We start from the raw sequence: 25,949 nt of genomic DNA, 5'->3' as shown, positions 1-25,949 counted from the left end.
GCTTCAACGGAGCACCAGTACCTGGCATCGAAACGAAATAAGACTATGAGAAAATCGATTCAAACCCTGGGTTTCGTTGCAGTGCTGGCTATGATGGCTTCCTGTAATGGAGACTTTGTCAATAAACAGCCGCTGGGAGAGGTAGTTTTGTCAACAGTTTGGCAGGATGGTCCGCTGGCCGAAGCATTCGTTACGGAAATTTATAACGGCCTTGGGCAGGGAGGTCTTGATGAACAGATGCTGGCTTCACTTACGGATGAAGCTCTGTTTACCCACCCCGGTCGCGGCATTAATACGTTCACGGAATCCCGTTCCAATCCGGCTGATATTGGCTGGGTGAATAATACCTACGAATGGGGGGCCATGTATACCCGTATTCGGGCCTGTAACCTGGCGATTGAAAACCTGACTACGCCTCAGTTTAACGATGCTACCCTGGCAACCCGATTACTGGGTGAAGCCAAGTTTATGCGGGCGTATTATTATCAGCAACTAACCCGTTACTACGGGGGTGTACCGATCATTGATCGTGCTTACAAATTAGGAGAAGCCGACTATACCGTAACCCGGAACACGTACGAAGAGTGTATCAACTTCATTACGAAGGATCTCGACGATGCAGCGACGGCTCTGAAAGGAAAGTCAATGCTTCCCGGTCGTGCAAACGAAGCCGCTGCCCTGGCTTTAAAATCTCGGGTACTGCTTTACGCCGCCAGTGATTTACATGATGTACCTACGGCGAAAGCGAAATCGGCTACCATCGCCGGTTTTTCTAACCCTGAAATCCTGGGTTATGCTAGTGGCAGCCGGACCGATCGCTGGCAGAAAGCTAAAGCAGCCGCGAAAGCAGTGTTGAATCTGACTTCGTATGGTTATGAACTGAATCTATCAGCTCCCGCCTCCAAAGATCAGGCACTACCAACTACATCAACGTATCAACGGCCAAGAATGGAGGAGAGAAGGATCTGATTATGGGTCGTTATTTCATTGACCTTAAAGAAGAAACGGGTGCCTGGGTTGGTCGTAACAATGGCCCGAATGGCTATCACAACTGGGCTGGTAACGCTCCGCTTCAGAATTTGGTCGATGATTACGAAATGATGGATGGTAGCAAATTTGACTGGAGCGATCCTTCGAAAGCGACTACTCCTTATCAAAACCGTGATCCCCGTTTCTATGGTACGATCCTGTATGATGGAGCAACCTGGAAGCCCCGGCCTTCGGATGTGGCGGGTAAAGATCCCAACAACCAGATTCAGACCGGACAATATCAGGTAACCAACGCCAGCGGAGCTGTAGTATCTGCGGCTGGCTTGGATACACGTCAAAGCTCTGTGGAAGACTGGAACGGATCACGTACGGGCTACTACATGCGGAAGTTCATCGACCCGAATCCGGCAATCGTAGATCAGAACACGCGTCAGCAAATTCCCTGGCCGTTGATCCGTTATACGGAGTCGCTGCTCAACTACGTCGAGGCTTGTATTGAATTAGGCGAAGACGCGGAAGCCAAGACGTATCTCAATAAAGTACGTTTCCGGGCGGGTATGCCTGCCATTACCGAAACAGGTAGTGCCCTGCGGGAGCGTTACCGCAACGAGCGTCGCATAGAAATGGCTTACGAAGAACAACGCTACCACGATGCCCGTCGCTGGATGATTGCTCCGGCAACTTTAGGCGAGCAGGCTCAGATCATTCAGATTACGGGTACGCTCAAGGCTGGCAAAACCGTGAGCGTCTATAAGTATGATCCGAACAATTACAACTACAAATACCAGGTAACGAACGTAGATCCAGGTATTGAAAACCGGAAGTGGCTCGACAAGATGTACTTCATCCCCATTAGCCGAGATGAGATTAATCGGAACAGTAAGCTAGTCCAAAATCCTGGTTATTAGTAATTTACCAGGATAAAGGAGTATTTCGAAAATAATCTACGTCTCAACAGGCGTAGATTATTTTCATAAAATAGGCTCTGTATAAACTCGGAAAGCGGTCCATCCCCGGACGTTTTTTGTATGGCCCCCAAACCATAAATCCCCTCATGAATCGAATTATACCGCTTAGCCTTTTGATGTTTCTGCTGGCTTGTCAGCAGAAAAGCGAAAAGGAAGTAACTCAGACCGATACAGGCCCTACTTTATTTAAAGAATTGACCCCCGATCAAACCCACGTTGATTTCAGTAATACCTTAACCGAAGGACTGAATACCAATATTTTAATGTATGAATACTTCTACAATGGCGGGGGGGTAGCTGTTGGCGATTTGAACAACGATGGCTTGGACGATATTTACTTCACGGCCAACATGACGCCCAACAAACTGTACCTGAATCAGGGGAAACTACAGTTTAAAGACATTACGGACGCTTCCGGAGCCGCCGGCCGTCCAGGCCCCTGGAAAACCGGGGTCACCATGGCCGATGTCAACGGCGATGGCAAACTTGATATTTATGTATGCTATTCGGGCAGCGTCGCTCCCGAGAATCGTACCAATCAGCTGTTCATCAATCAGGGTGTGGACGGCAATGGAATACCGCAGTTCAAGGAATCAGCCCGTGAATATGGACTGGATAGCCCCGCCACGAGTACGCAGGGCGTATTTTTCGATTACGACAGGGACGGTGACCTGGATCTGTTTCTGCTTAATCACAACCCCAAATCCTTGCCCGTACTCGACGAAGCAGCTACGACTGATTTACTGAAAAAAGAAGACACGTCGGCGGGTTCACGGCTGTACCGCAACGATACCAATCATTTTGTCGATATAACCGCCAAAGCGGGTATCCAGAGTACGGCCCTGTCTTATGGATTAGGAGCGGGCGTTGCCGACATTAACGGCGATGGCTGGCTCGATCTGTACATTGGCAATGACTATACCATTCCCGATTTTCTGTATATCAACAATCACAACGGCACCTTTACCAATCAGATTCAGAAGCAGCTGCAACATACGTCCCATTTTTCGATGGGTAATGATATTGCCGACATCAACAATGACGGTTTCCCGGACATTTATACCTTGGACATGCTGCCCGAAGACAACAAACGGCAAAAGCTACTGATGGCTCCGGATAACTACGAGAAATTCGACCTGAATCTGCGTTCCGGTTTTTACTATCAGTACATGCGGAACATGCTTCAGCTTAACAACGGAAACGGGACCTTTAGCGAAATTGGTCAGCTTTCGGGACTGTCGAATACCGACTGGAGCTGGGCTTCCCTCTTTGCCGATTACGATAATGATGGCTGGAAAGATCTGTTCGTGACCAACGGCTTTCCCCGCGACTATACCAACCTGGATTTTTCGAAATACATGGGTGATTTCATGAAGAATCGTCAGGGGAACATTCACCGTCAGGACGTACTGAATCTGGTCCAGCAAATTCCGGCTTCTAACGTAAGCAATTACCTGTTTAAAAATAATGGCAACCTGACGTTCTCAAACGTCAGTGCGACCTGGGGTGTCAATCAGCCACTGAACAGTAACGGAGCCGCTTTTTCGGATCTCGACAATGACGGTGATCTGGACTTAGTCATTAACAACATCAACCATACGGCGAGTCTGTACGAAAACCAGTCGGATCGGAAGCACCATTTTCTGAACGTAAAACTTGAAGGCAAGCCCGGCAATACCCAGGGAATTGGAGCGAAGGTCATGATTACTGCGAAGGGACAACGACAGTACCTCGATCAAATGCCCACGCGGGGGTATCAGTCGAGCGTATCTCCCGTACTGCACTTTGGTCTGCAAACAGCTACTCAGATTGATTCGCTGACGATTACCTGGCCCGATGGTTCGCAGGAAACCAAAACGGCTCTAAAAGCCGACCAGCTACTAACGCTCAAACAGAAGGATGCTGCAGCGGCTAAAATCCGTACTACAGCTCCCGGTTGGTATCAATCCGTACCCGCACCCGTAGCGTTTCAATCGGCATCTACGTCACTAAATGATTTCAAACGACAGCCTTTATTGGTTAATCCCCTGTCTTTTTCCGGGCCTTGTCTGGCAAAAGCTGACGTAAACGGAGACGGTAAGGAAGATCTGTTTGTCGGCGGCGGTAATGGGCAGGCGGGCGCACTATTTCTGCAACAGGCCAATGGGAAACTTAGTAAGAAACAAAGCTTCGATCTAGTGGGTGAAGACGCCGATGCCCTGTTTTTCGATGCCAACCGCGATGGCTTTCCCGATTTATACCTCGCTAGCGGTGGATACGGTGACCTGATGCCGGAAGATCCACGGTTACAGGACCGACTGTATCTGAACGACAGCAAAGGGAATTTCACGAAGGTGACGGGAGCTTTACCTAGCCTTCCGGGCAGTAAAAGCTGCGTACGGGCGGCCGATCTCAATGGCGATGGAGCTTTGGATTTATTCGTAGGTGGTCGGGTGATTCCCGGCCGATACCCCGAAACGCCGCCGAGTTTCCTGCTCATCAACGATGGTAAAGGGCACTTTAGCGATCAAACCGCGAAGCTGGCTCCGGCACTGGCTCGTATCGGTATGGTGAGCGATGCGGCCTGGCTGGATTTAAATCAGGACCAGAAACCGGATTTGATTTTGGTAGGTGAGTGGATGCCCGTCACGGCTTTTGTAAGTAATGGTAATACCTGGACGGATCAGACGAGTACCTACTTCCCGAAGACGTACCGGGGTTGGTGGAATAAACTACTGGTAGAAGATCTCAACGGTGATGGACGAATGGATCTACTCGTTGGGAATCAGGGGCTCAATACGCAATGTAAAGTTTCCGATCGTGAGCCTGCCGAACTGGTCTACAAGGATTTTGACGACAACGGATCCATCGATCCGATCCTTAGTTTTTACATTCAGGGCAAAAGCTATCCCTACGTAACCCGCGATGAACTCCTCGACCAAATCAGTATGATGCGGACGCGTTTTCCGGATTATAAAAGCTACGCCGAAACTACACTCACGGATATTTTCACACCGGAAGAATTAGAAGGAAGTACGAAACTATCGGCTAATACGCTGAAAACAACCCTCTTTGTTCGGACCGCTAAAGGCAATTTCCAGGAACAAGCCTTGCCCATTCAGACTCAAATGGCTCCCGTATTCACGATTACTAGTTTGGACTTTGATCAGGATGGTAAAAAGGATTTGCTGCTCTGTGGAAATGTGAACAAAGCCCGGCTGCGTTTTGGCAACTGCGATGCCAATTATGGCGTCTTGCTGAAAGGAAATGGAAAGGGACAATTTCAGTACGTTCCGCAGCAACAATCCGGTTTTGCCTTACGCGGCGACGTACGAAGTGTATTGCCTTGGGGCAATCAACTACTCATTGGAATCAATCAAAAAGGCTTGCAAGCGTACCAACGGCGATGAAATACTGGTTTATACTTTGCTTCCTGGTGGGCTGGTCCTGTACGAAAAAAAAGGAAGCGGAACTAGCCCCGGCCCAGATTACCCACGTCATCGAGGAAATGACGGAGACCATGATTCACGATGTGACGAATCCACCGCTGGCGGCTCGTTTTTTCTCGTATGCCTGCCTGTCGGGATACGAGGTACTGGCTCAGCATGATTCGTCGATGCGTAGTATGCACGGCGTTTTGAACGGCTTTCCCGTTATTCAGAAACCCAGCGAGATCCCCGAACATTCCGTATCTCTGACGGCCTTACTAGCATGATGGAGACGGCTCAGAAAATGCAGCCTTCGGGGAAACGACTGGCCCAGTACGAAACCCATTTTCTGGATTCCTGCCGGACGGCTGGTTATTCGGAAGAAGTACTAAACGGGTCGAAAGCCTACGCTCAGGCCATTAGCAAACAAATCCTGGCCTACGCTAAAGCCGATCGCTACAACCGGATCAGCAATTATCCCCGGTATCAGACTCGCACAGGCGACGGTTTCTGGTATCCCACACCGCCGGGCTATTTCGCTCCGGTCGAGCCGTACTTTGCGACCGTCCGTTCGTTTACCCTGGATACCTGTTCGCAGTTCAAGCCTGCTCCGCCAACACCGTATTCGACCGACCCGAAGTCGGCGTTTTATCGGATGATGCAGATCAATTATGCGGATAAGCTACCCGACGAACACAAGCAAATCGCGGCTTTCTGGGATTGCAACCCCTTTGCACTGGAAGACAACGGCCATTTGATGGTGGGTATGAAGAAAATATCGCCGGGGGCTCATTGGCTGGGTATTACGGGTATCGCCTGTCAGAAGGCCAAGGTGAGTTTTGCTCAGGCGTTGAAGATTCATACCGTCGTGGCGATTACGCTAACGGACGGATTCATCTGTTGCTGGGATGAAAAGTACCGCAGCAACCGGATTCGCCCCGAAACGGCCATTCGCAAGCTTATGGACCCGCACTGGCGACCTTTCCTGCAAACGCCGCCTTTTCCTGAATATCTCAGTGGTCACTCGACGATTTCTTCGGCGGCGGCTGTGGTCCTAACCCATTATTTCGGTGATCACTTTGCGTACACCGATACCGTGGAAGAACCCTTTGGTTTGAAGGCCCGCTCGTTTCAATCCTTCCAGCAGGCCGCTGATGAAGCAGGCATGTCTCGTCTGTACGGAGGCATTCATTTCATGGATGCTATTACGGAAGGCCGGGAGCAGGGATTGAAAGTAGGTACCTGGGTTATTCAAAGAGTCGAAGGAAAACGCGGACTAGTCGCAAGTAATTAGCCATTTAACCCGAATTGCGTAAGTTAGTCCGTTATACGAAACCAATACACCTATAATCCGGCATCGTCCGTTATTACTTTTTTCTCACTCCATCTCATGCGTTATTCATCGCTTCAACCCCTAGCCCTAGGCTTACTGTTGACAGCCGGAGGTTTTTATGGTTGTAAAACCAGTCAGAAACCAGCCCAGACCACCCAGGCTGCGGCTCCCGCTACTACCTCTGCCTCTGCACCGGTCGGTGTCGAAAAGCCTAAACCTCGCATTCTGGTTTTCTCCAAGACGGCGGCTTTTTATCACACCTCCATTCCAAGCGGTATTGCGGCCCTGCAAAAGTTAGGGCAGGAGAATGGCTTCGAAGTCGACACGACGAAAAATGCCACTCTGTTTACGGAAGACAACCTGAAAAAGTATCAGGCTGTCATCTTCCTGAGCACCACGGGCAACGTACTCGATCCTGATCAGCAAGTCGCTTTTGAGCGATACATTCAGGCGGGCGGCGGTTACGTGGGCATCCACGCCGCAACGGACACCGAATACAACTGGCCCTGGTACAACAAGCTGGCCGGAGCGTACTTCGCCAGTCACCCGCGTCAGCAGAATGCAGGTATTGATGTACTCGACAAAAAGCACCCTTCGACGAGCTTCCTGCCCGATCGTTGGGAGCGTTATGACGAGTTATACAACTTCAAGAATATCAATCCAGACGTGAAGGTTCTGATGAATCTGGATGAGGATAGCTACGAAGGCGGCACGAATGGCAGCAATCACCCCTTTGCCTGGTACCACGATTACGACGGTGGACGGGCATTTTATACGGCGGGTGGCCATACCAACGAAAGCTTCAGCGAACCGCTGTTTCTGAAGCATTTGCTCGGCGGCATTCAGTACGCCATGGGCGATGGAAAGCTGGACTTCGCAAAAGCGTATTCTGTGAAAACCCCCGAGGAAAATCGCTTCGTCAAGACGGTACTTTCCAACGATTTGAACGAACCCATGGAGCTGGCGGTAGCTCCCGATGGACGCGTATTTTTTGTGGAACGGGCGGGTAAGTTTTACCAATACGATCCAAAAACGCAGCAAACCCGTCTGGTCTACGACTTCCCGGTGAAGGCGGTGGAAAAGTATCTGAATGGTCTGCTGGGGATGACGATTGATCCCAACTTCAAGCAAAACCACTACCTGTACTTCTTCTATACCATTCAGGATGGTGAACAAACCAAGCAACGCATTGCCCGCTTCGTGATGGGGGATGATGGCGTACTAGACGTAGCTTCCGAGAAACCCATTATCGAATTCCCAATTGATCTGGAAGTAAGTGCCCACACGGGTGGTTCGATGGCCTGGGATGCCAAAGGCAATCTGTTCATTTCAACGGGTGACAATACCGTACCTTTTGAGTCCAGCGGTTTTGCTCCGATTGATCAGCGACCGAATCGCCTGACGTTCGACGCCGAACGATCGGCCGGTAACCCGAACGACTTACGCGGGAAAATTCTTCGTATTCACGTAGAAGCCGATGGATCGTATACGATTCCCGAAGGCAACCTGTTTGCCAAAGGAACGCCCGGCACACGTCCGGAGATTTACGTGATGGGTTGCCGCAACCCGTACCGGATCTCCGTTGATCCGCTGACGGGTTACGTATACTGGGGTGAAATCGGTCCGGATTCCGGCGTGGATGGTCCCCAAGGCCCTCGCGGTTACGATGAGTTCAATCAGGCCAAGAAACCCGGTAACTTCGGCTGGCCGTATTTCGTAGGCGATAACAAACCTTATAAAGAGTATAACTTCGAAACGAAAGCCGTCGGGAAGGACTTTGATGTCAACGGACCGACCAACAATTCGCCGTACAATACGGGAGCGAAAACCTTACCTCCGGCTCAGAAAGCATGATCTGGTATCCCTATAACCGTTCGGCAGAGTTTCCTGAACTCGGTGAAAGTGGACGTTGTGCAATGGGTGGACCGGTTTACCATTTCGATCCGAACCTGGCTTCGGACGTAAAATTGCCCGCGTACTACGATAAGGCAATCTTCTTCTACGACTGGATGCGGAACTGGGTATTTGCCGTTCGTCTGGATGAAAATTATAACTACAAACGTCTGGAAGCATTTATGCCGACGCGGGGAGATTTCCGCCGTCCGGTAGACATGGAAATAGGCCCCGAAGGAGCGATTTACATGCTGGAATACGGTTCTGTATACGGAATCGATAACGAAGATGCCCGTCTGGTGAAAATCGAGTACAACGCCGGGAACCGGGCTCCGGTTGCTAAAATTACGGCGAAGGATACGATTGGACTGGCTCCGTTGAAAGTCGCCTTCAGTAGTGCAAAGAGCTACGACTTCGACGAGGAAGACAAACTGACCTACGAATGGCAGTTTGAAGGCAAATCGGTAGCTTCCCGGGAAGCCAATCCGACGCATATTTTTGAAAAAGACGGCATCTATCAGACCATTCTGAAGGTAACCGATCCAACGGGTCTTAGTAGCTACGATACGCTGGAAGTGAAGGTCGGCAATACATTACCACAGGTAGCTATTGCCACGCCGGGCGGAAACAGCAGCTTCTTCTTCCCCACGCAAACGCCCCTCAAGTATGAGGTGAATGTGAAGGACAACGAAGACAAAGTTATTGATAAGAAAAAAGTGAAAGTATCGCTCAACTACATCCCGAAAGTAGCGGGCGGTAACGAATCTCAAATGGGTCACCAGCAGATTACGGGTACGTTTAACCTGGGTAAATCACTCATGGAAGGAAGCGACTGCAAAGCTTGTCACCAGATTAACAAGAAGTCAGTAGGTCCAGCCTTTATGGAAGTTTCCAAGCGGTACCGGGGTGATAAAGGTGCCCTGACCCGACTGGCAAACAAAGTCATTACGGGTGGCGGTGGCGTATGGGGCGAGCATGCCATGAACGCCCACCCGCAGCTGGCCCGCGAAGAAGCTACGGAAATTGTGAAGTACGTACTGTCGCTGTCGAATCAGCAACCCGACGTGCGTTTACCGGAAAAGGGTACCGCAACGTTGAAAGAACACGTAGGCAAGCCCCAGGAAGGTCGCTATATTCTGACGGCTTCGTATACCGACAAAGGAGGCACCATCAAGCCGCTGACGTCGAGCGAAACGCTGGTACTACGGCCGAACCGGGTAGATGCGACTAGCGTGGATATGGTCAGCAACATCAACCGTCAGGGTAAGCGACTGGGTTCAATTCATAATCGTTCGTACTTCGTACTGAAGAATATCGATCTGACGGGAATCAAGCAATTGACCTACCGCTATGCATCCAAGGATAAAGATGCCATGATTGAAGTACACGTGGATTCGCCGAAAGGACAGGTGATCAGCACGCTCAATTATAAGGCTACGGGGAACTGGAATACCTTCCAGGAAGTCGTAAGTCCCATCCTGAATCCGGGCGGTAAACACGATCTGTACTTTGTATTTGTGAAGAAAGACAAACCGAACGATAATCTGTTCTCGCTGGACTGGGTGGAGTTTGGAAAATAAGGACATAACCAAAGGTTGAGAAACCTGGTTATAAGATAGATCGAGCCTATAGTTCCGGGTAGGAACTATAGGCTCGATTTGCATACGGGGATGCATGGGTCCGTTTTAGGGCTGGAATGCACGTACTTTTTCCTCCTTCGATGCAATATGCTTCGGCTGATAAATCCCACCAATCACCCGTTCAATCCACCGCATCGGCACCACTTTTGGTAACCAGGCACCCACCCAGTTAACGAAACCCGGAATCACTTCGGCCTTTCCGGCGAACAACGCCCGAACCGCAAGCTCAGCCACTGCCTGAGGGGTCATATGGACCTTTGTTGCCGTTTTTTTAAGCGATTCACCCATCCGGGCCCGATCCACAAAGCCCGTATCCGTGCTGCCTGGACTAAGCATCGTAACCTGTACCGAAGAACCTCGTAGTTCATGACGTAAACCCCGGGTGAACGAAAGAATGAACGCTTTGGATGCGGCGTATACCGTTAAGTACGGAACCGTCTGATAAGCCGTGGTGCTACAGACATTCAGCAGATACGCCTTTGGTTGTTTTTTCAGAAGCGGTAAGAACGCATGGGTAATTTCCATTACTGCCCGAATGTTGACATTCATAATATCCAATTGCTCCTGAATCGATAACTCTTCAAAGCTTCCGTTGAGGCCAAAGCCCGCATTGTTCACCAGGATTTCCAGGGTAGAACCCACCTGTTGCTGCCAGACACGAAGCACCCGCAGAAAACCGGGCAGGGCCAAATCCAGGGTTAGTACATGGATGTTTACTCCATACGTCTTTCGTAAGGCCTCAGCGGTTCGGTACAGTTTTTCTTCCTGCTGATCTACCAGTAGTAAATCGTAGTGCCGCTGAGCTAGCTGCTCGGCGATGGCCCGCCCAATCCCCTGAGCGGCTCCGGTAATCAATGCGTAGGGCATAGTTTCTTTTCCTAAGAATGTCGAAGAGAAAGCAGTCCTCCGGTGGGAGGACTGTTGGAACTAACTCAGAAAACGAGCGAGGCCGGGTTGCCAGTTCTTCCATAAAGATCCACCCGGAAACGTAGGTTTAGGGAACTTCAGACTTCCCAGCGTATGGTAAAAAGGCGTAGGACTTTCGGCGTGTTTGGGGCTGTAGGCTCCAGTAATGATGGGAATGTACATCACACGGCGGCGACTCCGCTCGCCGATGAACGGTGACTGCTGAACACGGTGCCAGAGCCGGCCGTCGTGGATGGTTAAATCACCGGCTTCGATGTCAAAGCCGACTTCTTTGGGGTCGGGTTGGTTGTCGATGAAGTATTTTTTGCGAAACAGGAGCTTCCAGATGCTTTGCTCATGCGTACCAGCCAGTACTCGCAAGCCTCCGTTGGATTGCGGGCAGTCGTCAAGGTGCAGGCCTACATTCAGCATGGGCTGGATGCGGGTTCCCAGAAACAAATCCCGTGGGCTGTCGGTATGCCAGCCTAGTTGTTTAAACTGACTCGTGGGTGTATTGACGTAGTGGTTGACGACCAGACCGTCTTTCTCATGTTCGCCGATACGGCCCTCGTAGGGTCCCAGTAATTCGAGCAGAAGTTGCAGGCGGGGATCTTTTAGAAAATCACGCAGGGTCTGGCTGTAATGGGAAGTAAAGGCCAGCCGTTGAATCATCCGTTCGCCGCGTTCGTTTTCACCAAATTTCAGGGGTATCCCATTGACCTTTTCCGTCTGGGTTTTCAGCAAACGATGCTCGACGCGGTTGACTTCCCGAATAAATTCCTGAACGGTAGCCCGATCAATGAACTGCTTGAACTGAATGATTCCGTAGTGTTGAAAATAGCGACGCTGCTCGTCGGTAAGGGCGTTATTGAAAACGAATGTCTGATGCATGAGTCCTTGCTTTTGTGTGGAATAAGAGACAATACTTTCCTGACTCCTTCGGGGTGAAAGAGTAGGCATGAAGATTGGAAAGCAGGCTTACTTACAACACAAAGAGGAGCGGAGGCGGAGGTTAATGAAAACCAGTTCGTAGTTCGCTAACATAACGGGGCCTTTGATTGAATTACTGAGTCAAAGGAAAAGCAAGAATTGGATAAAGTCAATAGTATACTTAATATATATATTTAGTAGAGTAATAAAAAATTTTAAGGGACTGATTTTCAGAGGGTCATGTCCTTGGATTTTTTTCAACAGGCTTAAAGCTTTAGGTTATTGTATAGAAAACTGCTTCCAGAAGAATCATTTGTCTTCAAAAGTTTCATAAAACGATTAGATCAGGTGCTGAAGCAGGGACCTATATTAGAGCCTTCAGCCTCATTACTTTTAAAAGGTGTAGTTCTGCCTTCATTTTTGGTAAAACTCCATTTTCGATACGGGTTGCACATCCTATAGGAGTGTTAAGGCTGATTCTTATCCTTTTCCGCTTTCTTCTATGAAAAACTGAGTTGAAACCGCCAACTTGCTACTTTTCTTGGTAACGATAACCTTTTAAACATTTCAGTAATGATACGCTCTTGTCTGCTTGGTCTGATGGGCCTGTCGATGCTTACGGCAACGGCCCAGGAAGTGACCAAGGTAGCCGAACCCGTAGAATGGGTGAATACGCTCATGGGCACCCAGTCCAAATACAGCCTGTCCACCGGAAATACGTATCCCGCCATTGCTCTGCCCTGGGGGATGAATTTCTGGATGCCACAAACCGGCAAAATGGGCGATGGCTGGGCCTATACCTACGATTCGGATAAAATTCGCGGCTTCAAGCAAACGCACCAGCCGAGTCCCTGGATCAATGATTACGGTCAGTTTGCCATCATGCCTACGACGGGTAAGCTGCGTTTCGATCAGGACGAGCGGGCGAGCTGGTTTTCGCATAAGTCAGAGGTTGCTAAGCCCTATTATTATAAAGTCTACTTGGCAGACCACGACGTAACGACTGAAATTGCTCCCACCGAACGGGCCGCCGCTTTACAGTTTACGTTCCCCAAAAGCGAAGAATCCCGCGTAGTGATTGACGCCCTTGACAAAGGTTCATACGTGAAAATCATTCCCGGTGAGAACAAGATCATCGGTTACACGACGAAGAACAGTGGGGGCGTACCTGCCAATTTTAAAAACTACTTCGTAATTCAATTCGACCGTCCCTTCGCCAATACAGTCGTTTGGAGTGGCAAGAACGTAGTCAATAATCAGCTCGAAGTAAAAGATAATCACGTTGGAGCGGTGGTTGGTTTTATGACCAAAAAGGGTGAAAAAGTATACGCCCGCGTGGCTTCTTCGTTCATCAGTCCTGAACAAGCCGAACTGAACCTGAAAGAAATCGGTAAGGATGATTTCACGACGGTAAAGGAAAAAGCCCGCAAAATCTGGAATCAGGAAATGAGCCGACTAACCGTAGAAGGCGGATCTGTGGATCAAACGCGTACATTCTATTCCTGTCTGTACCGTTCGATGCTGTTCCCCCGCAAGTTCTACGAACTTGATGCGTCGGGTAAAGTCATGCACTACAGTCCCTATAACGGTCAGGTATTGCCGGGTTACATGTTCACGGACAATGGTTTCTGGGATACCTTCCGGGCCCAGTTTCCTTTCTTTAACCTGATGTACCCGACGATGAACGGTCACATCATGGAAGGGCTGGCCAATGCCTACAAAGAAAGCGGCTTCCTGCCCGAGTGGGCCAGTCCCGGTCACCGCGACTGTATGATTGGCTCGAATTCCGCTTCACTCATTGCCGATGCGTACCTGAAAGGAGCCCGTGGTTTCGACATTAATACGCTGTACGAAGGGATCCTGAAAAATACTCAGAATGAAGGCCCGCTCAGCTCAGTAGGACGGAAGGGTGTGAAGTACTACAACGAATTAGGCTACGTTCCTTACGACGTAAAAATCAACGAAAATGCGGCCCGTACGCTCGAGTACGCCTACGACGACTTTACCATCTATCAGTTGGCGAAAGCCCTGAAACGTCCCCAGACCGAGATTGATCTGTTTGCCAAACGCAGTCAGAACTACCGGAACCTGTTTGATCCTGAAACCAAACTGATGCGGGGTAAAAACAAGGACGGTAAATTCCAGTCGCCGTTTAATCCCTTCAAATGGGGTGATGCCTTTACGGAAGGCAATAGCTGGCACTATACCTGGTCCGTCTTCCATGATGTACAGGGATTGGCCGATCTGATGGGCGGTAAGAAAGCGTTCGTCAATATGCTGGATTCCGTATTCGTGGTACCCCCGATTTTTGACGATTCGTATTACGGACAGGTGATCCACGAAATTCGCGAGATGCAGATTATGAACATGGGGAATTACGCTCACGGTAACCAGCCTATTCAGCACATGATTTACCTGTACAACTACGCGGGCGAACCCTGGAAAGCTCAGTACTGGCTCCGCGAAGTAATGGAACGCATGTACAAGCCTACGCCCGACGGATACTGCGGCGATGAAGACAACGGTCAGACATCGGCCTGGTACGTATTCTCTTCACTGGGCTTTTATCCCGTATGCCCCGGTACGGATCAATACGTGGTAGGAACGCCGCTGTTCAAGAAAGCAACGATTCAGTTGGAAAATGGCAAGAAAGTCCTGATTACGGCTCCGAATAACACGGACGAAACCCGATACATTCAGTCCTTGAACGTGAACGGAAAAGCGTACAGCAAAAACTGGCTGAGCCACGACGAACTCATGAAAGGGGCTACGCTGAACTTCCAGATGTCAACCAAACCGAACCAGAAACGCGGTACGGCGGATGCGGATGCTCCGTATTCGTTCTCGACGGCGAAGAAGTAGTGCTTCGTTGAAAGTATCTTACTACTACAATTGATTTTAACCACAGCATTCCCTGCGTTTTCACCGGGTATGCTGTGGTTATTGTTTTAGAGAGGAGCTTGAAAAAGATTGAAACTTAAAATCCTTTCAAACCTGCTCCAACTAATCCTCCGCCTTCTCCCGGCCATCCGCCATCCGGACGATTTTCGGGGAAAACTTCGCCAGTACTTCTACTAATTCCGACTGAGCCGCCATCACCTGTTCCAGGTTTTTGTAGGCCATGGGAGCCTCATCAAGGTCACCGCCCAAGAGCGTAACGCCCGCCATTTCCAGAGCTTTCTGTACGTCTTTTTTCTGAATCGTCTGGAATGCTTTCGTACGGGACATGAGTCGTCCGGCCCCGTGCGAAGCCGAGTTCAACGATTCCGGAAATCCCTTGCCTCGTACTACGTAACCCGGTTGCGTCATCGAACCCGGAATAATACCCAGGTCGTTTAGACCCGCGGGCGTAGCTCCCTTACGGTGTACGATCACCTCCCGACCATTGGCCAGTTTTTCCTTCCAGGCGAAGTTGTGGTGGTTTTCCACCATCAACAACGGTGATTGATCCAAAGCCCTGGCAATTTTATTATGAATCTCATGGTGATTCGCTGATGCGTAATCGCCCGCCAGATTCATGGCAATCCAGTATTCCTGTCCTTCCTCCGAATCCAGATCCAACCAGGCCAGGTGTTGGGCTTCTTTAGGTAACTTGGTTTTCTGCATCGCCAGTTTCGAGTAATAGTTAGCGATGTTGCCCCCAAATCCCCGCGAACCTGAGTGCGACAGCAGAGCCAGATAGCGACCCGCCGGTAAGAGGTCGTCAGACAATACCTCCAGTTCGCCCCATTCCACGAAGTGATTGCCCGTACCCGAGGTACCCAACTGGCGGTACGCTTTATCGCGTAATTCCCGAATAGGTTTGGTCGCGTTCCATTCCGGACGTTCAAACAGCGTATCGTCAAACTTCTTCCGCGATTCCGAGCCCATTCCAAAGTGCGTATGGTCACCCAGCAGTGTTTTCAGGACTTTCGGCTGGTTTTGTATCATACTAGCCGGTAGATCGAATACACTCAGGCACATCCGGCAGGCAATATCTACCCCAACAGCGTAGGGAATCACCGTATTTGCCGTTGTTGCCAGTACGCCACCAATGGGCAAACCGTAACCCTGGTGAGCATCGGGCATTAAGGCTCCCGCCTGAGCAATGGGCAGTTGCATCGCCGTCTGCATCTGGTTGAGGGCACCCTGCTCGATTTGACTGGCCCCGTAAATGTGATAGGGCAGAGGCTCGTCCCGTAGGATAAACTCCCGGGTGGTTTGTCCCGGCAGAGCGGGAAGTTCGTATACGGGTGTACGGGCGGCTTCAGCGGTAATCAGGCCCTGAGCGTATTCCGTCAGTGGAATCGCCGTACCTGCATCGACCAGCTTCTTGACGGCTACGCCCAGATTAGTCAGTTTATTTCGGGAAAACGCAAACTTCTTTGGATTCTCCAGCAGTTGAGCCAGCAGGGTCAGTACTTTATCTCTGGAATAAACGCCGTTCGAAATCAAGCCGTTGCCAACGCGAAGAAACTGCTTTTGCAGCTCCTCCTGAGTAATCCCCAGGGCTTGTAAATCGGCCTGGGTTAAGAGAGTTTCCATGGTTGTAAGGATTGGTGGAAAATAAAAAAGCCCGGAACACGCGGTTCCGGGCTATATAGGGATACTTAGGCCTAAGTCATCCGTTGAGTTGCTAGCTCATTCGCCCGGAACCGTCACGATCCTTCCGTCCAAAATCTGGGGCCAGACTTTGACGTTGGGACATTTCGAAACGGTATGCTTGAGCGATTTTTTGCATTGCGGAGGCAAAGATTGCTGTTTTTTTACATTTCCAAAAAACTCAGTTTTAATTTTTTGTGAAGACTTCTGATCGCCGTATGTTCTTGCTAACCAAGGTTTACTTTTGAAGATCAGCCTTTAATTTATGGGGTGTGGAATTTTCAGGAGCAGCCATCCGGAAACTATTGGTTTTCGCGGCCAGTCCATCGCCATCTTTAATAATACGCCCCGAACCCACCGGAATAAGCACATCATTAGGGTCCGTTTTGGCTTTCATGATCAGGGCAGTTTGTAGATTTTTAATACCTTTATCCGTTAATTCACCCGAAAAAATCCGGATTTGCGTAGCCGTATACGGATCTTCGTCGCCGTCCTCTGAGTGGCTAACGATTTCAGAAAAGAGCGTAAACTTATTTCCGGAACCCGCCAGAAAAGCCCCTTGCCCCGAGCCATTCGTACTGCCTTTCAGGTCAACTTTTACGCTGAGATTTTCCTGATCCTGGTTTGAAAACCGGATTTTCAGGTCTTCAAATTCGTACCCGGTTTCGTAGGAATCCTCCTCCCCGTACGGACTTACCAATTCGTGCGGGGAGGAAAGGTAAATTCCTTCAATAACGGGAGGGGTGGTACCCTCGTTGAGATTCAGGCCCCGGCTTCGAAGCTCATCGATCATTTCTTTTGAAACCAGATTCTGGATGTTTTCGGAGAAACCCTTCCCGACTTCCTCTTCTTTTTTACAGCTTAGCGTCAGACTGAGTAGAGCAGCGATTACGGCGTAATGCAGTTTTTTCATGATAAAACGGAAATTAAGGATTGAAGGTTAAACTGACCGATTAGTCGCACAATCGAAGGCTAGGGAAACAGGAGGGCGTAGTTTTTGCGGAAAGAATTCGGTTGAATCCATATCCAATGATCCGGTACTGAAGACGTTAATGAAATGTTAAGGTTCAAAAGCCTGACGGATTCCGTGTTACTTTTGTCCTATGTCTAGTCGTACGCTTCGCATATTCACCCTGTTATCCGTGCTATTGCTGCTCGGACTGGCTCTGGTGCAGTTTTACTGGTTTCGGAAGGCGTATCAGCTGGAAGACCGTGACTTTGACCAGCGGGTGACGACAGCTTTACGCGTGGTGTGTCGCCGGATGATCGACTATAACAATCGACCGAATGCTCTGCCGATTCGCCCAGTGGAACGGGTAACGGCTAACTATTACACCGTACAGATCAACGATCAGATGGACCCTTCCGCTCTGGAGGTCTTTCTGCGACAGGAGTTTTCCCGGCACGATCTGAAAGCCAACTTTGAATACGGCATCTACGACTGCGAACAAAGCCAGATTCAGTATGGCGGATTTGTGTGCCATACCCCCAATTGCGACGCTACGAAAGCGGCTAAGTTTTCCTTTCCTAAAGTATCCGGTCAGAATTACTACTTCGGCGTTTACTTTCCCGAGAAGCGGGGATATGTACTGGATGAGCTTAAACTCTGGACGATTTCATCCATCGCCGTTCTGCTGGTTATTCTCTTTTTCAGTTATGCTTTATACGTTATTTTCAAACAGAAGAGACTATCGGAATTACAGACCGATTTTGTCAATAACCTGACGCACGAATTCAAAACGCCCCTTTCGACGATCTTGATTTCGACCGATGTATTGTCCCGGCCCAACCAGACCAGCGAGCGGCTGGCCAGTTACGCGGGCATCATTCGAAAGGAAGCACTGCGTTTGAAACAGCAGGTAGATACGGTGTTACAGACGGCTCAGAGTCAGCAACAAAGCCTGCATCTGGAAAGGGTAGAAGTTCACACCACCTTACACGAGTTACTGGAACGATTGGAACCCCGTATTCAGGCTGAACAGGGGACGCTTACTGTGGCTCTGGAAGCCACGCAAACGCAAATTCGGGTGGATGTGCTTCATTTTACCAATACCCTGCATAATTTGCTCGACAACGCGATTAAATACTCCGCTCAGGCTCCGGCATTGCTGATTCGTACCCGCAACGAAAAGCAACACCTGTACATTGAAATTGAAGACCAGGGGATTGGTATTCCCAAAGAATACCAGACCCGCCTGTTCGACAAATTCTTTCGCGTGCCTACCGGCAACGTACACAACGTCAAAGGCTTCGGCCTGGGTCTGTATTATGTAAAAACCATGACGGAAGCCATGGACGGAAAGGTACGGGTAGACAGCGAAGCCGGGCAGGGAAGTCGCTTTACTTTAATCTATCCGCTGATTGGATAGGGAATCAATGGCAGCAACGAATGGTACGGGTGTTACTGGTAGAAGATGATGAAACACTGGGCTTTGTGGTACAGGACAATCTGGTTCAGGAAGGCTACGAAGTAGACCTGCAAACGGATGGCAAAGCCGGACTCGCAGCTTTTACGGCGGGTACGTACGACGTTTGCCTACTGGATGTCATGCTTCCCGAGCTGGATGGCTTTTCCCTGGCCGAACAGATTCGAGCCAGTGGGAGTCAGGTTCCCATTATTTTCCTGACGGCCCGTTCATTGAAAGAAGATCGCATTCGTGGGTTTAAACTGGGCGGTGATGATTACCTGACCAAGCCTTTCAGTATGGAAGAGCTGGTCTTACGAATGGAGGCTATTCTACGGCGGATGGAAGTGCGAACCCCCGAAAGCTACCTGCTGAACTTTGGGGCCTATCAGCTCGATACCCGAAACCGACGCCTGTCCTGCGGCGACTTTTCCATCAATCTGACCGCTCGCGAAACGGATTTGCTAAAGATGCTGGCTGGACGAGCCAATGAAATTATTCCCCGGGATGAAATTCTGGTTCGGCTCTGGGGTAAGAGTGATTACTTCCTGGGTCGCAGTCTCGACGTTTTCGTGAGCCGCTTACGTAAATACCTGAGTCAGGATAAACCCTACGCCTGGTAAGTGTGCACGGCGTAGGGTTTCGGCTGGAAGTTTAAGTATTAGCGATTCAACTTTCGCTTGATATTTCGCACCAGCCCTTCAATGGAATTTTTGTAATCGGTGAAAGGGCTCAATCCGGTGCGGCCTACCAGAGTGTCTCCTAAATAACGATTTTCTACAATCTGCCCCGTCAGAATATTGGTAGGTCTTCGCATATACATTTTATCGATGGCTACGTCCGACCAGATGGGCGAATAATAGATGCAGTCATTAAAGTAGTAGTGGGTAACCTGACTGTGGCGGGAAGCTCCTTCTCTTAAAATAGGTTCACCGCCGTGTAATAAGGTAGCCGCCCAAATAAGTGCCTGGCCTTTCTTTACTTTAAAAACTTCTTTTTTATGGCCGGTAGCAGCAATCAACTTATGGATAAACTTTTCATATTCTAAATATTGATCGTATTGATTCACGTCTTTAGAACCTTGTAAGCCTACATCCGCCATGTCATAATAGGGAAGTTTCTGGCTACCCGGATAGTAATGAAGCGGCCCGTTTGTTTCATCAATATCTTCTAAAGCTACCCAAACGCCACACATGAAACGTTCGGGTATGGAATGGAAATGAATGGCATCACTGTGCGTCTTTTGCTGAGATCCTACCCGAAAATTTAGGGTTTGAAAAGGGAAAGGCTCCCGACGATACAAGATTCGCAACATATCCAGAATCTTCGGACAGCCCGCTATATCTTTCACCAACGGTGTGATATTCCAAGCATCCTGTAGGCGGGGAGAAGTATAGTGCGGTTGCAGTAATTCAATGATGCGATCAAAGGTGCTTTCAGGTAAATCTGTATCCAGAATAAGATAGCCCTTTTCGGCGAAATGCCTGACCTGTGCTTTTGTTGTTTCGTCCAGATTCGATTGCTCAAGATCCAATTCAAAAAAAGGAGAATCAATCCAAGGAAGATTCATTGGGTAAACTTCTTGATTCATAGAGAGTGATATTAAGGTGTAGGTATTTAAATGGACTGGTCAATTCGGTTCATCAGGGGTACACTGGCAGGGAATTCAAACTTGCGGGCAAACAATAATTCAGATTGAATCAACGCTTCGAAATCACGCTCATCCAGTGGATGTCCGTACTTTTCAAGGGGTCGATTCCAATGTGTATAAGTTAGGTTTGTATTACTAATGGGGTCAATTAAATCAGCCGGAGCATTAACTAGGATAGTTTGGTAAAATGCCTCGTCTGGACATAAAGCATAGGAAAAGTATTTTTCCATAGCCGGATTTTTTTACAAAAATCAATCAGATAAAGGCAGGTTTTACGAGTTAAGCGAACCCAATTTGAGCCAAAATAGAGAGGATAGCCTAAGGGATTGCTATTCGGTAATGGAAATTGACCGCTGGCTTTTAAAACAGTATCTTTTACTCGGTTTAGTAAGGTCTGCCCATCGCTTGGATATTTGATAATTAACTTCTTCGTTAAAAAAAAGTAATAGCGATTGTACCGGCTCAGGTGCTGTTGTAAGTGCGGTTGTTCGAAAGAATAGTAACTCAGAAAATTCATTTCCGGGTGTTCAAACCAGAATTTCCTCAGCACGTCATTGCTAACTAATGGGTAGTCCTGAGCACTTAACAAGACAATTCGATGCGTTTCAGGATTTGTCTCAAGCCATTGCTTAATACCAGCCAAATTTGACTTTATAAAGGCATAAGAGCCCCATTGACTGACATAACGCTCCTGAACAAAATTAACATTGGGAAAACTGGATACGGCTTTTTCAAAAGCAGTACGATCAACACTTTTATCAATCGAAATTAAAAAATTACAGTAATCAGCTTGTAATCGTTCAACGAGGCGTTTGAGTTGTTCAGGGTTTTTATGGGCAAATATCAAGTACGTACAGCTAGACGTAGCCATTGCGGAATAAATAGGAAGTGTGGATTCGGGAGCTAAGTTAGGGATAAGTTTAAAAACACCAAGCTCATACATTACATTGACGCTTGGTGTTTAAAATTTGTAAGATTAAAACAGAAATTAAACTAATGTATGATTTATTAATTTATTGTTATTTCTAAAATAGTATTTAAAACTTATATGCTAAATCCAGAAAAAAGCAGTTGCTTTTGATGGACAAATCACGATCCCGATAAAGATTAACCAGTCCTCTTTGATAGCTCAATCCAAATACCAGAGCATCACTGCCACTTAACGCATATTCACCGCCACCAGCCAGCAGTAAATTCACGTCTCCAAAACCAAAAGACCGGCTCCGATCTTTCGAGTCATTATAAAGAAACAACGCATTTAAGGGACGATTGATGGGCTTTTCTGACAGTTTTAGATCCGCTACGCCCCCAAACTGTACAAACAGACGGAGGCGGTCGGCTACTTCATTGGTCAGCAACTTGAACGTAACCGGAAGCTGTAAATACTGGAGGTTAAACTGAGAGGTCGTCGCCGAGCCTGGTGGGGTCAGATTACTTAAGAACGTCGCCGAATTACGTACATTCACCCGTTTCACCGTATACCACAAGCCCGTACTAAAGGCGTATTTATCGGTAAAAAAGAAATCAGCGATGGGTCCTAGACTGAGCCGAACGCCTGCTCCGTTATTATCAAAGGAGCTGTATTCACCGGCACTTTCAATGCGGTGACCACTGATGAATGGGGAAACTTTAAAACCCATTTGTACCCCTGTGGGACGATACCGAACCAGGCCCCGATCTTCGCGATACTTTTCCCGAACCGGGCGGTACTGAGCGGTGGCTGTAAAGGAAAGAGTGAAGAAAAGCCCCAACAGGAGATTTTTTTGCGTAATTTTGCTCGATTTTTTGAAGGTCTTTTTCATGAGAAAAATTTTGATTATCAGCTTCTTGGCTGGAATCTTGGGTACTTTTGCCGCGTGCGAGTCGTCTACAGAGTCAGGTCAGCATACGCTAAAAACGCTGCCCGGAGCCGATACCATCCAGATTCATTTAGCGATCGAACGGCTGGATTCTTCACTTTTTGCCTGCTCTTCCAGGGAAGAGGTCAAGCACTGGCTGGATACGCATCCCGGTTTTGTAAACAACTATTTCCCGAAAAATGAGTTCCAGGATCGTAATCAGCTCGTTACCGAACTGCACCGGAGAGTAAACGAACCAAGCCTACGGGAATTTTATAAACAGGCTCAGGAAAGTTTTCAAAACTTCCAGCCCCTACAGGCCGATCTGCGTACCGCTTTCCGGAACATGAAGGCTTACGATCCCAGGTTCCGAACGCCACGCGTGCAACTGGTTTTTACCGGTTTTATGGGCCCCGATCTGATGGTCAGTGACAGCGTACTGGTCATTGGCATTGATTACTTCATGGGTTCTAAAGCCAAGTATCGGCCTGACGTATACGCTTACCAGCTCTGGCGATACACGCCCCAGGCTCTGGTCCCACAAATGTTGTTTATTGCTTCAGAACCTTACGTAAAGAGTGATCCAAAGGACCGTACGCTGCTCGCAGAAATGATTAACTACGGAAAAGGATACTTGTTTGCTCAAACAATGCTTCCCCAGACGCCCGATAGTTTGCTGATTGGGTATACTGGGAAGCAACTCGCAGAAACTGAAATAGCTCAGGATTTGGTATGGGGACATTTTATCGACGAAAAACTTTTGTACGAGACCAACCCAAATAAGAAAATCCGCTACCTGGGTGATCGCCCGCAAACGCCGGAGATTGGGCCGCGTTGCCCGGGCAGTATCGGGCGTTGGCTGGGCTGGAAAATCGTTCGCTATTATCAGGATAATAACCCGGACGTTTCTCTGAAGGAACTCATGACGAATACAAACGCCCGGCAAATCCTGGAAGCTTCGAAATACCGGGGCCAGACGGAACAATAAATTTTTTTTTACCTTATCCAATAAAGCTATTTATTCCATCAGAAAGGATGAGTAGCCACATGTATGGTTATACTGTTTGTTTTTGCTTTTGTTGTATTATTAGGACTGGGCGGTATTGTCTTCTTTATCGTTACGCTTTCGCAGGGAGAGTCCATGCGGGAAGGTCGCCTGAAAAAGTTAACGGCCGAACGCCCGTCACTAGATGAGGCTTCTTTTATACAGGACCTGGTGAATCGGGGTTACGATGAATCGCTGGTTCGAAAACTGTACTCAGAATTAGGTTGGTATTTATCCGAACACCCTGGCTTTGGACTGAACCCTTCCGACAATGCCGAAAAAGATTACTGGATCCCGAGTGAAAACGTCAAAGATTTGATTGAACGGCTTTTTGCTCAGGTACAGGGCCGGCGTCCGCTCATGGCCGACTGGGCCGCCTGGGAACAGCGTACGGGGAAAGCTCCCGTAGCAGTGCTGGAAAACATGCTCCGCTTTGCGACTAACCGTTAAGAACGATTACCACCGTCTCATTTACACATACTCTATAGATTGCTGAGAGGCTTCGGCTGTTCCTGGCATTTTGCATCACTACTCCTTATGGCTAAACGGCAAAGTTCCTTTGGCGAAGAGCCCGCTGCTGAAGACAAGAAAAAAGTAAACCGGGCGGGTTTAAATAAAACATTACACGTATTCCGTTTTGTCAAGCCCTACAAGGGCCTGTTCATCATTGGATTGATTTTCCTGGCCCTGTCGCAGCTGACAATGATGGCTTTCCCGCTGATGATTCGGGAAATTGTGGCAGTACTGGAGAAGAAATCACAGTTTACGCTCAATCAGGTATTGCTGGCTTTGTTTGCGGTGCTGGTAGGACAGGCGATTTTTTCGTTTGCCCGTATTTACTTCTTTACCCGCGTCAGTGAGCGATCAATGGCTGATGTACGCAAGAATCTGTACTCGAAGGTGGTTACCTTACCCATTCGTTTCTTCGAACAGCGTCGGGTAGGGGAGTTGATGAGTCGCATGACTTCCGATGTTTCGCAGTTGCAGGATGTACTAACCATTACACTGGCTGAATTACTGCGGGGTGTAGCCACGCTGGTGATCGGTATCTTTATTATTGTTACGATTTCCTGGAAGCTTACCTTATTCATGCTGGCGACGTTCCCCATTCTGATTGTAGCGGCGATGGTCTTTGGCAAGTTCATTCGTAAGATGTCCAAGCAGGCTCAGGATCAATTGGCGGCGGCGAATGTAGTGGTTGAGGAAACGTTACAATCCATTAATATCGTAAAAGCCTTTACAAACGAGCCCCTGGAAGTAAAACGGTATACAACGGCTCTGGACCGGGGCGTTGCCATTGCTCTGAAAGCATCCATGTACCGCGGTGGGTTTGTATCCTTTCTGATTTTTACGCTGTTTGGTGGAATCATCGGGGTAGTATGGTACGGAGCAACGCTGGTACTCAACGGTGAGATGATTATGGCCGATCTTTTCGGCTTTGTATTGTATACCGCTTTTATTGGTGGATCGGTGGGTGGACTAGGCGATATGTACGCCCAGGTACAGAAAACGATTGGTGCCTCGGAACGGATTCTGGAAATTCTCGAAGAGAAGTCGGAAGTAGAAACGGAACAGACGGGAGCCCTGACGAAAGTAGATCTGGAAGGTACCATTGAATTCCGGAACGTGGAGTTCAACTATCCGTCCCGCCCCGATATTCAGGTATTGAAGAAGATCAACTTACAGGTACACCGTGGGGAGAAAATTGCTTTGGTAGGCTATTCCGGAGCTGGTAAATCAACGATTGTACAGTTATTGATGCGTTACTACACCCCGCAGAACGGTCAGATCCTGGTGGATGGCCAGCCCATTCAGCAGTATTCCATTCCAGGTTACCGGAGCCACATGGCGGTTGTACCACAGGAAGTGATGCTGTTTGGCGGAACCATTCGGGAAAACATCGAGTACGGTCGTCCCGGAGCTACGGACCAGGAAATTGTGGATGCAGCCCGGAAGGCCAATGCCTATGATTTCATCACCTCATTCCCCGAAGGTTTTAACACCCTCGTTGGGGAGCGGGGCGTGAAGCTTTCGGGTGGACAGCGGCAACGGATCGCCATTGCCCGGGCCATTTTGAAAGATCCGGCCATTCTGATTCTGGATGAAGCGACTTCCTCGCTCGATGCTGAATCAGAAAAACTCGTACAGGATGCGTTGGATCGATTGATGGAAAATCGCACGACCATCATCATTGCTCACCGGTTGGCTACGATTCGCAACGTCGATCAGATTTATGTACTCCAGCAGGGCGAAATCATTGAACAGGGAACGCACGAGGAATTATCGCTGATGGAAGAGGGTTTATACAGCGGACTCGTGAAGTTGCAGTTTGAAAATGCCGTAAATTCGAATTAACGTTTCG

At 48.8% G+C, this 25,949-nt stretch carries 18 protein-coding genes and 1 pseudogene; 12 read left to right on the top strand and 7 right to left on the bottom strand.

Annotated features, from left to right (window positions below; translation table 11 throughout):
- Positions 1-45: 45 nt before the first annotated feature.
- From BWI93_RS21655 to BWI93_RS29070, 6 genes and pseudogenes are all read left to right on the top strand, one after another.
- Positions 46-1,898 (top strand): annotated as a pseudogene (locus BWI93_RS21655) (RagB/SusD family nutrient uptake outer membrane protein).
- Positions 1,899-2,074: 176 nt separating this feature from the next.
- Entirely contained in the window at positions 2,075-5,347 is a 3,273-nt protein-coding gene (locus tag BWI93_RS21650; RefSeq protein ID WP_255158005.1) for a VCBS repeat-containing protein, read from the top strand.
- Positions 5,344-5,652 (top strand): hypothetical protein, encoded by a 309-nt coding sequence (locus BWI93_RS29080; RefSeq protein WP_255157992.1) that lies wholly within the window; start codon positions 5,344-5,346, stop codon positions 5,650-5,652. Before BWI93_RS21650 ends, BWI93_RS29080 begins: the two co-directional genes overlap by 4 nt.
- Positions 5,649-6,659, top strand: coding sequence for a vanadium-dependent haloperoxidase (locus tag BWI93_RS21645; RefSeq protein ID WP_255157991.1), 1,011 nt, complete (start codon positions 5,649-5,651; stop codon positions 6,657-6,659). Before BWI93_RS29080 ends, BWI93_RS21645 begins: the two co-directional genes overlap by 4 nt.
- Before the next feature lie 96 nt (positions 6,660-6,755).
- On the top strand, positions 6,756-8,552 hold the full coding sequence (locus BWI93_RS29075; RefSeq protein ID WP_255157990.1) for a ThuA domain-containing protein: 1,797 nt from the start codon (positions 6,756-6,758) through the stop codon (positions 8,550-8,552).
- Entirely contained in the window at positions 8,549-10,171 is a 1,623-nt protein-coding gene (locus BWI93_RS29070; protein ID WP_255157989.1) for a carbohydrate-binding protein, read from the top strand. The genes BWI93_RS29075 and BWI93_RS29070 overlap by 4 nt, the downstream gene beginning before the upstream one ends.
- 105 nt (positions 10,172-10,276) lie before the next feature.
- Here BWI93_RS29070 and BWI93_RS21635 read toward each other — a convergent pair whose 3' ends face one another.
- The gene (locus BWI93_RS21635) at positions 10,277-11,098 is read right to left on the bottom strand and encodes an SDR family oxidoreductase (protein ID WP_094815138.1); all 822 of its coding nucleotides are present in this window, start codon (positions 11,096-11,098) and stop codon (positions 10,277-10,279) included.
- Positions 11,099-11,158: 60 nt separating this feature from the next.
- A complete protein-coding gene (locus BWI93_RS21630; RefSeq protein WP_094815137.1) occupies positions 11,159-12,028 on the bottom strand; it encodes a phytanoyl-CoA dioxygenase family protein in 870 nt (289 codons plus the stop codon).
- Positions 12,029-12,640: 612 nt separating this feature from the next.
- Here BWI93_RS21630 and BWI93_RS21625 point away from each other — a divergent pair.
- Positions 12,641-14,929: a GH92 family glycosyl hydrolase gene (locus tag BWI93_RS21625; RefSeq protein WP_094815136.1), complete on the top strand. Its 2,289-nt coding sequence runs from the start codon at positions 12,641-12,643 to the stop codon at positions 14,927-14,929.
- Positions 14,930-15,070: 141 nt separating this feature from the next.
- Here the strand turns inward: BWI93_RS21625 and BWI93_RS21620 are convergent, their stop codons facing one another.
- The gene (locus BWI93_RS21620) at positions 15,071-16,591 is read right to left on the bottom strand and encodes an RtcB family protein (RefSeq protein WP_094815135.1); all 1,521 of its coding nucleotides are present in this window, start codon (positions 16,589-16,591) and stop codon (positions 15,071-15,073) included.
- 295 nt (positions 16,592-16,886) lie between these two features.
- Positions 16,887-17,561 (bottom strand): hypothetical protein, encoded by a 675-nt coding sequence (locus tag BWI93_RS21615; RefSeq protein ID WP_094815134.1) that lies wholly within the window; start codon positions 17,559-17,561, stop codon positions 16,887-16,889.
- A gap of 190 nt (positions 17,562-17,751) precedes the next feature.
- Here BWI93_RS21615 and BWI93_RS21610 point away from each other — a divergent pair, with 190 nt between their 5' ends.
- Both BWI93_RS21610 and BWI93_RS21605 read left to right on the top strand, forming a co-directional pair.
- Entirely contained in the window at positions 17,752-19,017 is a 1,266-nt protein-coding gene (locus BWI93_RS21610) for a sensor histidine kinase KdpD (RefSeq protein ID WP_094815133.1), read from the top strand.
- 20 nt (positions 19,018-19,037) lie between these two features.
- A complete protein-coding gene (locus BWI93_RS21605) occupies positions 19,038-19,676 on the top strand; it encodes a response regulator transcription factor (protein ID WP_255157988.1) in 639 nt (212 codons plus the stop codon).
- Between the two features lie 38 nt (positions 19,677-19,714).
- Here the strand turns inward: BWI93_RS21605 and BWI93_RS21600 are convergent, their stop codons facing one another.
- From BWI93_RS21600 to BWI93_RS21590, 3 genes are all read right to left on the bottom strand, one after another.
- The gene (locus BWI93_RS21600) at positions 19,715-20,644 is read right to left on the bottom strand and encodes a phytanoyl-CoA dioxygenase family protein (RefSeq protein ID WP_094815132.1); all 930 of its coding nucleotides are present in this window, start codon (positions 20,642-20,644) and stop codon (positions 19,715-19,717) included.
- 229 nt (positions 20,645-20,873) lie between these two features.
- Entirely contained in the window at positions 20,874-21,647 is a 774-nt protein-coding gene (locus BWI93_RS21595; protein ID WP_094815131.1) for a beta-1,6-N-acetylglucosaminyltransferase, read from the bottom strand.
- Between the two features lie 94 nt (positions 21,648-21,741).
- Positions 21,742-22,506 carry a porin family protein gene (locus tag BWI93_RS21590; protein ID WP_094815130.1) on the bottom strand — a complete coding sequence of 255 codons (765 nt, stop codon included), beginning with the start codon at positions 22,504-22,506 and terminating at the stop codon, positions 21,742-21,744.
- Between BWI93_RS21590 and BWI93_RS21585 the strand changes: the two genes are divergently transcribed.
- From BWI93_RS21585 to BWI93_RS21575, 3 genes are all read left to right on the top strand, one after another.
- A complete protein-coding gene (locus BWI93_RS21585; RefSeq protein WP_094815129.1) occupies positions 22,505-23,530 on the top strand; it encodes a hypothetical protein in 1,026 nt (341 codons plus the stop codon). The genes BWI93_RS21590 and BWI93_RS21585 overlap by 2 nt on opposite strands.
- 63 nt (positions 23,531-23,593) lie before the next feature.
- Positions 23,594-24,037, top strand: a complete 444-nt coding sequence (locus tag BWI93_RS21580; protein WP_094815128.1) for a hypothetical protein — start codon at positions 23,594-23,596, stop codon at positions 24,035-24,037.
- An 87-nt stretch (positions 24,038-24,124) separates the two neighbouring features.
- The gene (locus BWI93_RS21575; protein ID WP_094815127.1) at positions 24,125-25,942 is read left to right on the top strand and encodes an ABC transporter ATP-binding protein; all 1,818 of its coding nucleotides are present in this window, start codon (positions 24,125-24,127) and stop codon (positions 25,940-25,942) included.
- The last annotated feature ends 7 nt before the right edge of the window (positions 25,943-25,949 follow it).

Source organism: Siphonobacter sp. BAB-5385, assembly GCF_002261125.1.
Lineage (GTDB): Bacteria > Bacteroidota > Bacteroidia > Cytophagales > Spirosomataceae > Siphonobacter.
Note: the sequence above shows the minus strand (reverse complement) of the source record. Positions and strands in the feature narration are given on the sequence as shown.

Bases quoted from the DNA above. Each gene is read 5' to 3' on its own strand.
- BWI93_RS21650 (WP_255158005.1), top strand. From the start codon at position 2,075: ATGTTTCTGCTGGCTTGTCAGCAGAAAAGCGAAAAGGAAGTAACTCAG.
- BWI93_RS29080 (WP_255157992.1), top strand. From the start codon at position 5,344: ATGAAATACTGGTTTATACTTTGCTTCCTGGTGGGCTGGTCCTGTACG.
- BWI93_RS21645 (WP_255157991.1), top strand. From the start codon at position 5,649: ATGATGGAGACGGCTCAGAAAATGCAGCCTTCGGGGAAACGACTGGCC.
- BWI93_RS29075 (WP_255157990.1), top strand. From the start codon at position 6,756: ATGCGTTATTCATCGCTTCAACCCCTAGCCCTAGGCTTACTGTTGACA.
- BWI93_RS29070 (WP_255157989.1), top strand. From the start codon at position 8,549: ATGATCTGGTATCCCTATAACCGTTCGGCAGAGTTTCCTGAACTCGGT.
- BWI93_RS21635 (WP_094815138.1), bottom strand. From the start codon at position 11,098: ATGCCCTACGCATTGATTACCGGAGCCGCTCAGGGGATTGGGCGGGCC.
- BWI93_RS21630 (WP_094815137.1), bottom strand. From the start codon at position 12,028: ATGCATCAGACATTCGTTTTCAATAACGCCCTTACCGACGAGCAGCGT.
- BWI93_RS21625 (WP_094815136.1), top strand. From the start codon at position 12,641: ATGATACGCTCTTGTCTGCTTGGTCTGATGGGCCTGTCGATGCTTACG.
- BWI93_RS21620 (WP_094815135.1), bottom strand. From the start codon at position 16,591: ATGGAAACTCTCTTAACCCAGGCCGATTTACAAGCCCTGGGGATTACT.
- BWI93_RS21615 (WP_094815134.1), bottom strand. From the start codon at position 17,561: ATGAAAAAACTGCATTACGCCGTAATCGCTGCTCTACTCAGTCTGACG.
- BWI93_RS21610 (WP_094815133.1), top strand. From the start codon at position 17,752: ATGTCTAGTCGTACGCTTCGCATATTCACCCTGTTATCCGTGCTATTG.
- BWI93_RS21605 (WP_255157988.1), top strand. From the start codon at position 19,038: ATGGTACGGGTGTTACTGGTAGAAGATGATGAAACACTGGGCTTTGTG.
- BWI93_RS21600 (WP_094815132.1), bottom strand. From the start codon at position 20,644: ATGAATCAAGAAGTTTACCCAATGAATCTTCCTTGGATTGATTCTCCT.
- BWI93_RS21595 (WP_094815131.1), bottom strand. From the start codon at position 21,647: ATGTATGAGCTTGGTGTTTTTAAACTTATCCCTAACTTAGCTCCCGAA.
- BWI93_RS21585 (WP_094815129.1), top strand. From the start codon at position 22,505: ATGAGAAAAATTTTGATTATCAGCTTCTTGGCTGGAATCTTGGGTACT.
- BWI93_RS21590 (WP_094815130.1), bottom strand. From the start codon at position 22,506: ATGAAAAAGACCTTCAAAAAATCGAGCAAAATTACGCAAAAAAATCTC.
- BWI93_RS21580 (WP_094815128.1), top strand. From the start codon at position 23,594: ATGGTTATACTGTTTGTTTTTGCTTTTGTTGTATTATTAGGACTGGGC.
- BWI93_RS21575 (WP_094815127.1), top strand. From the start codon at position 24,125: ATGGCTAAACGGCAAAGTTCCTTTGGCGAAGAGCCCGCTGCTGAAGAC.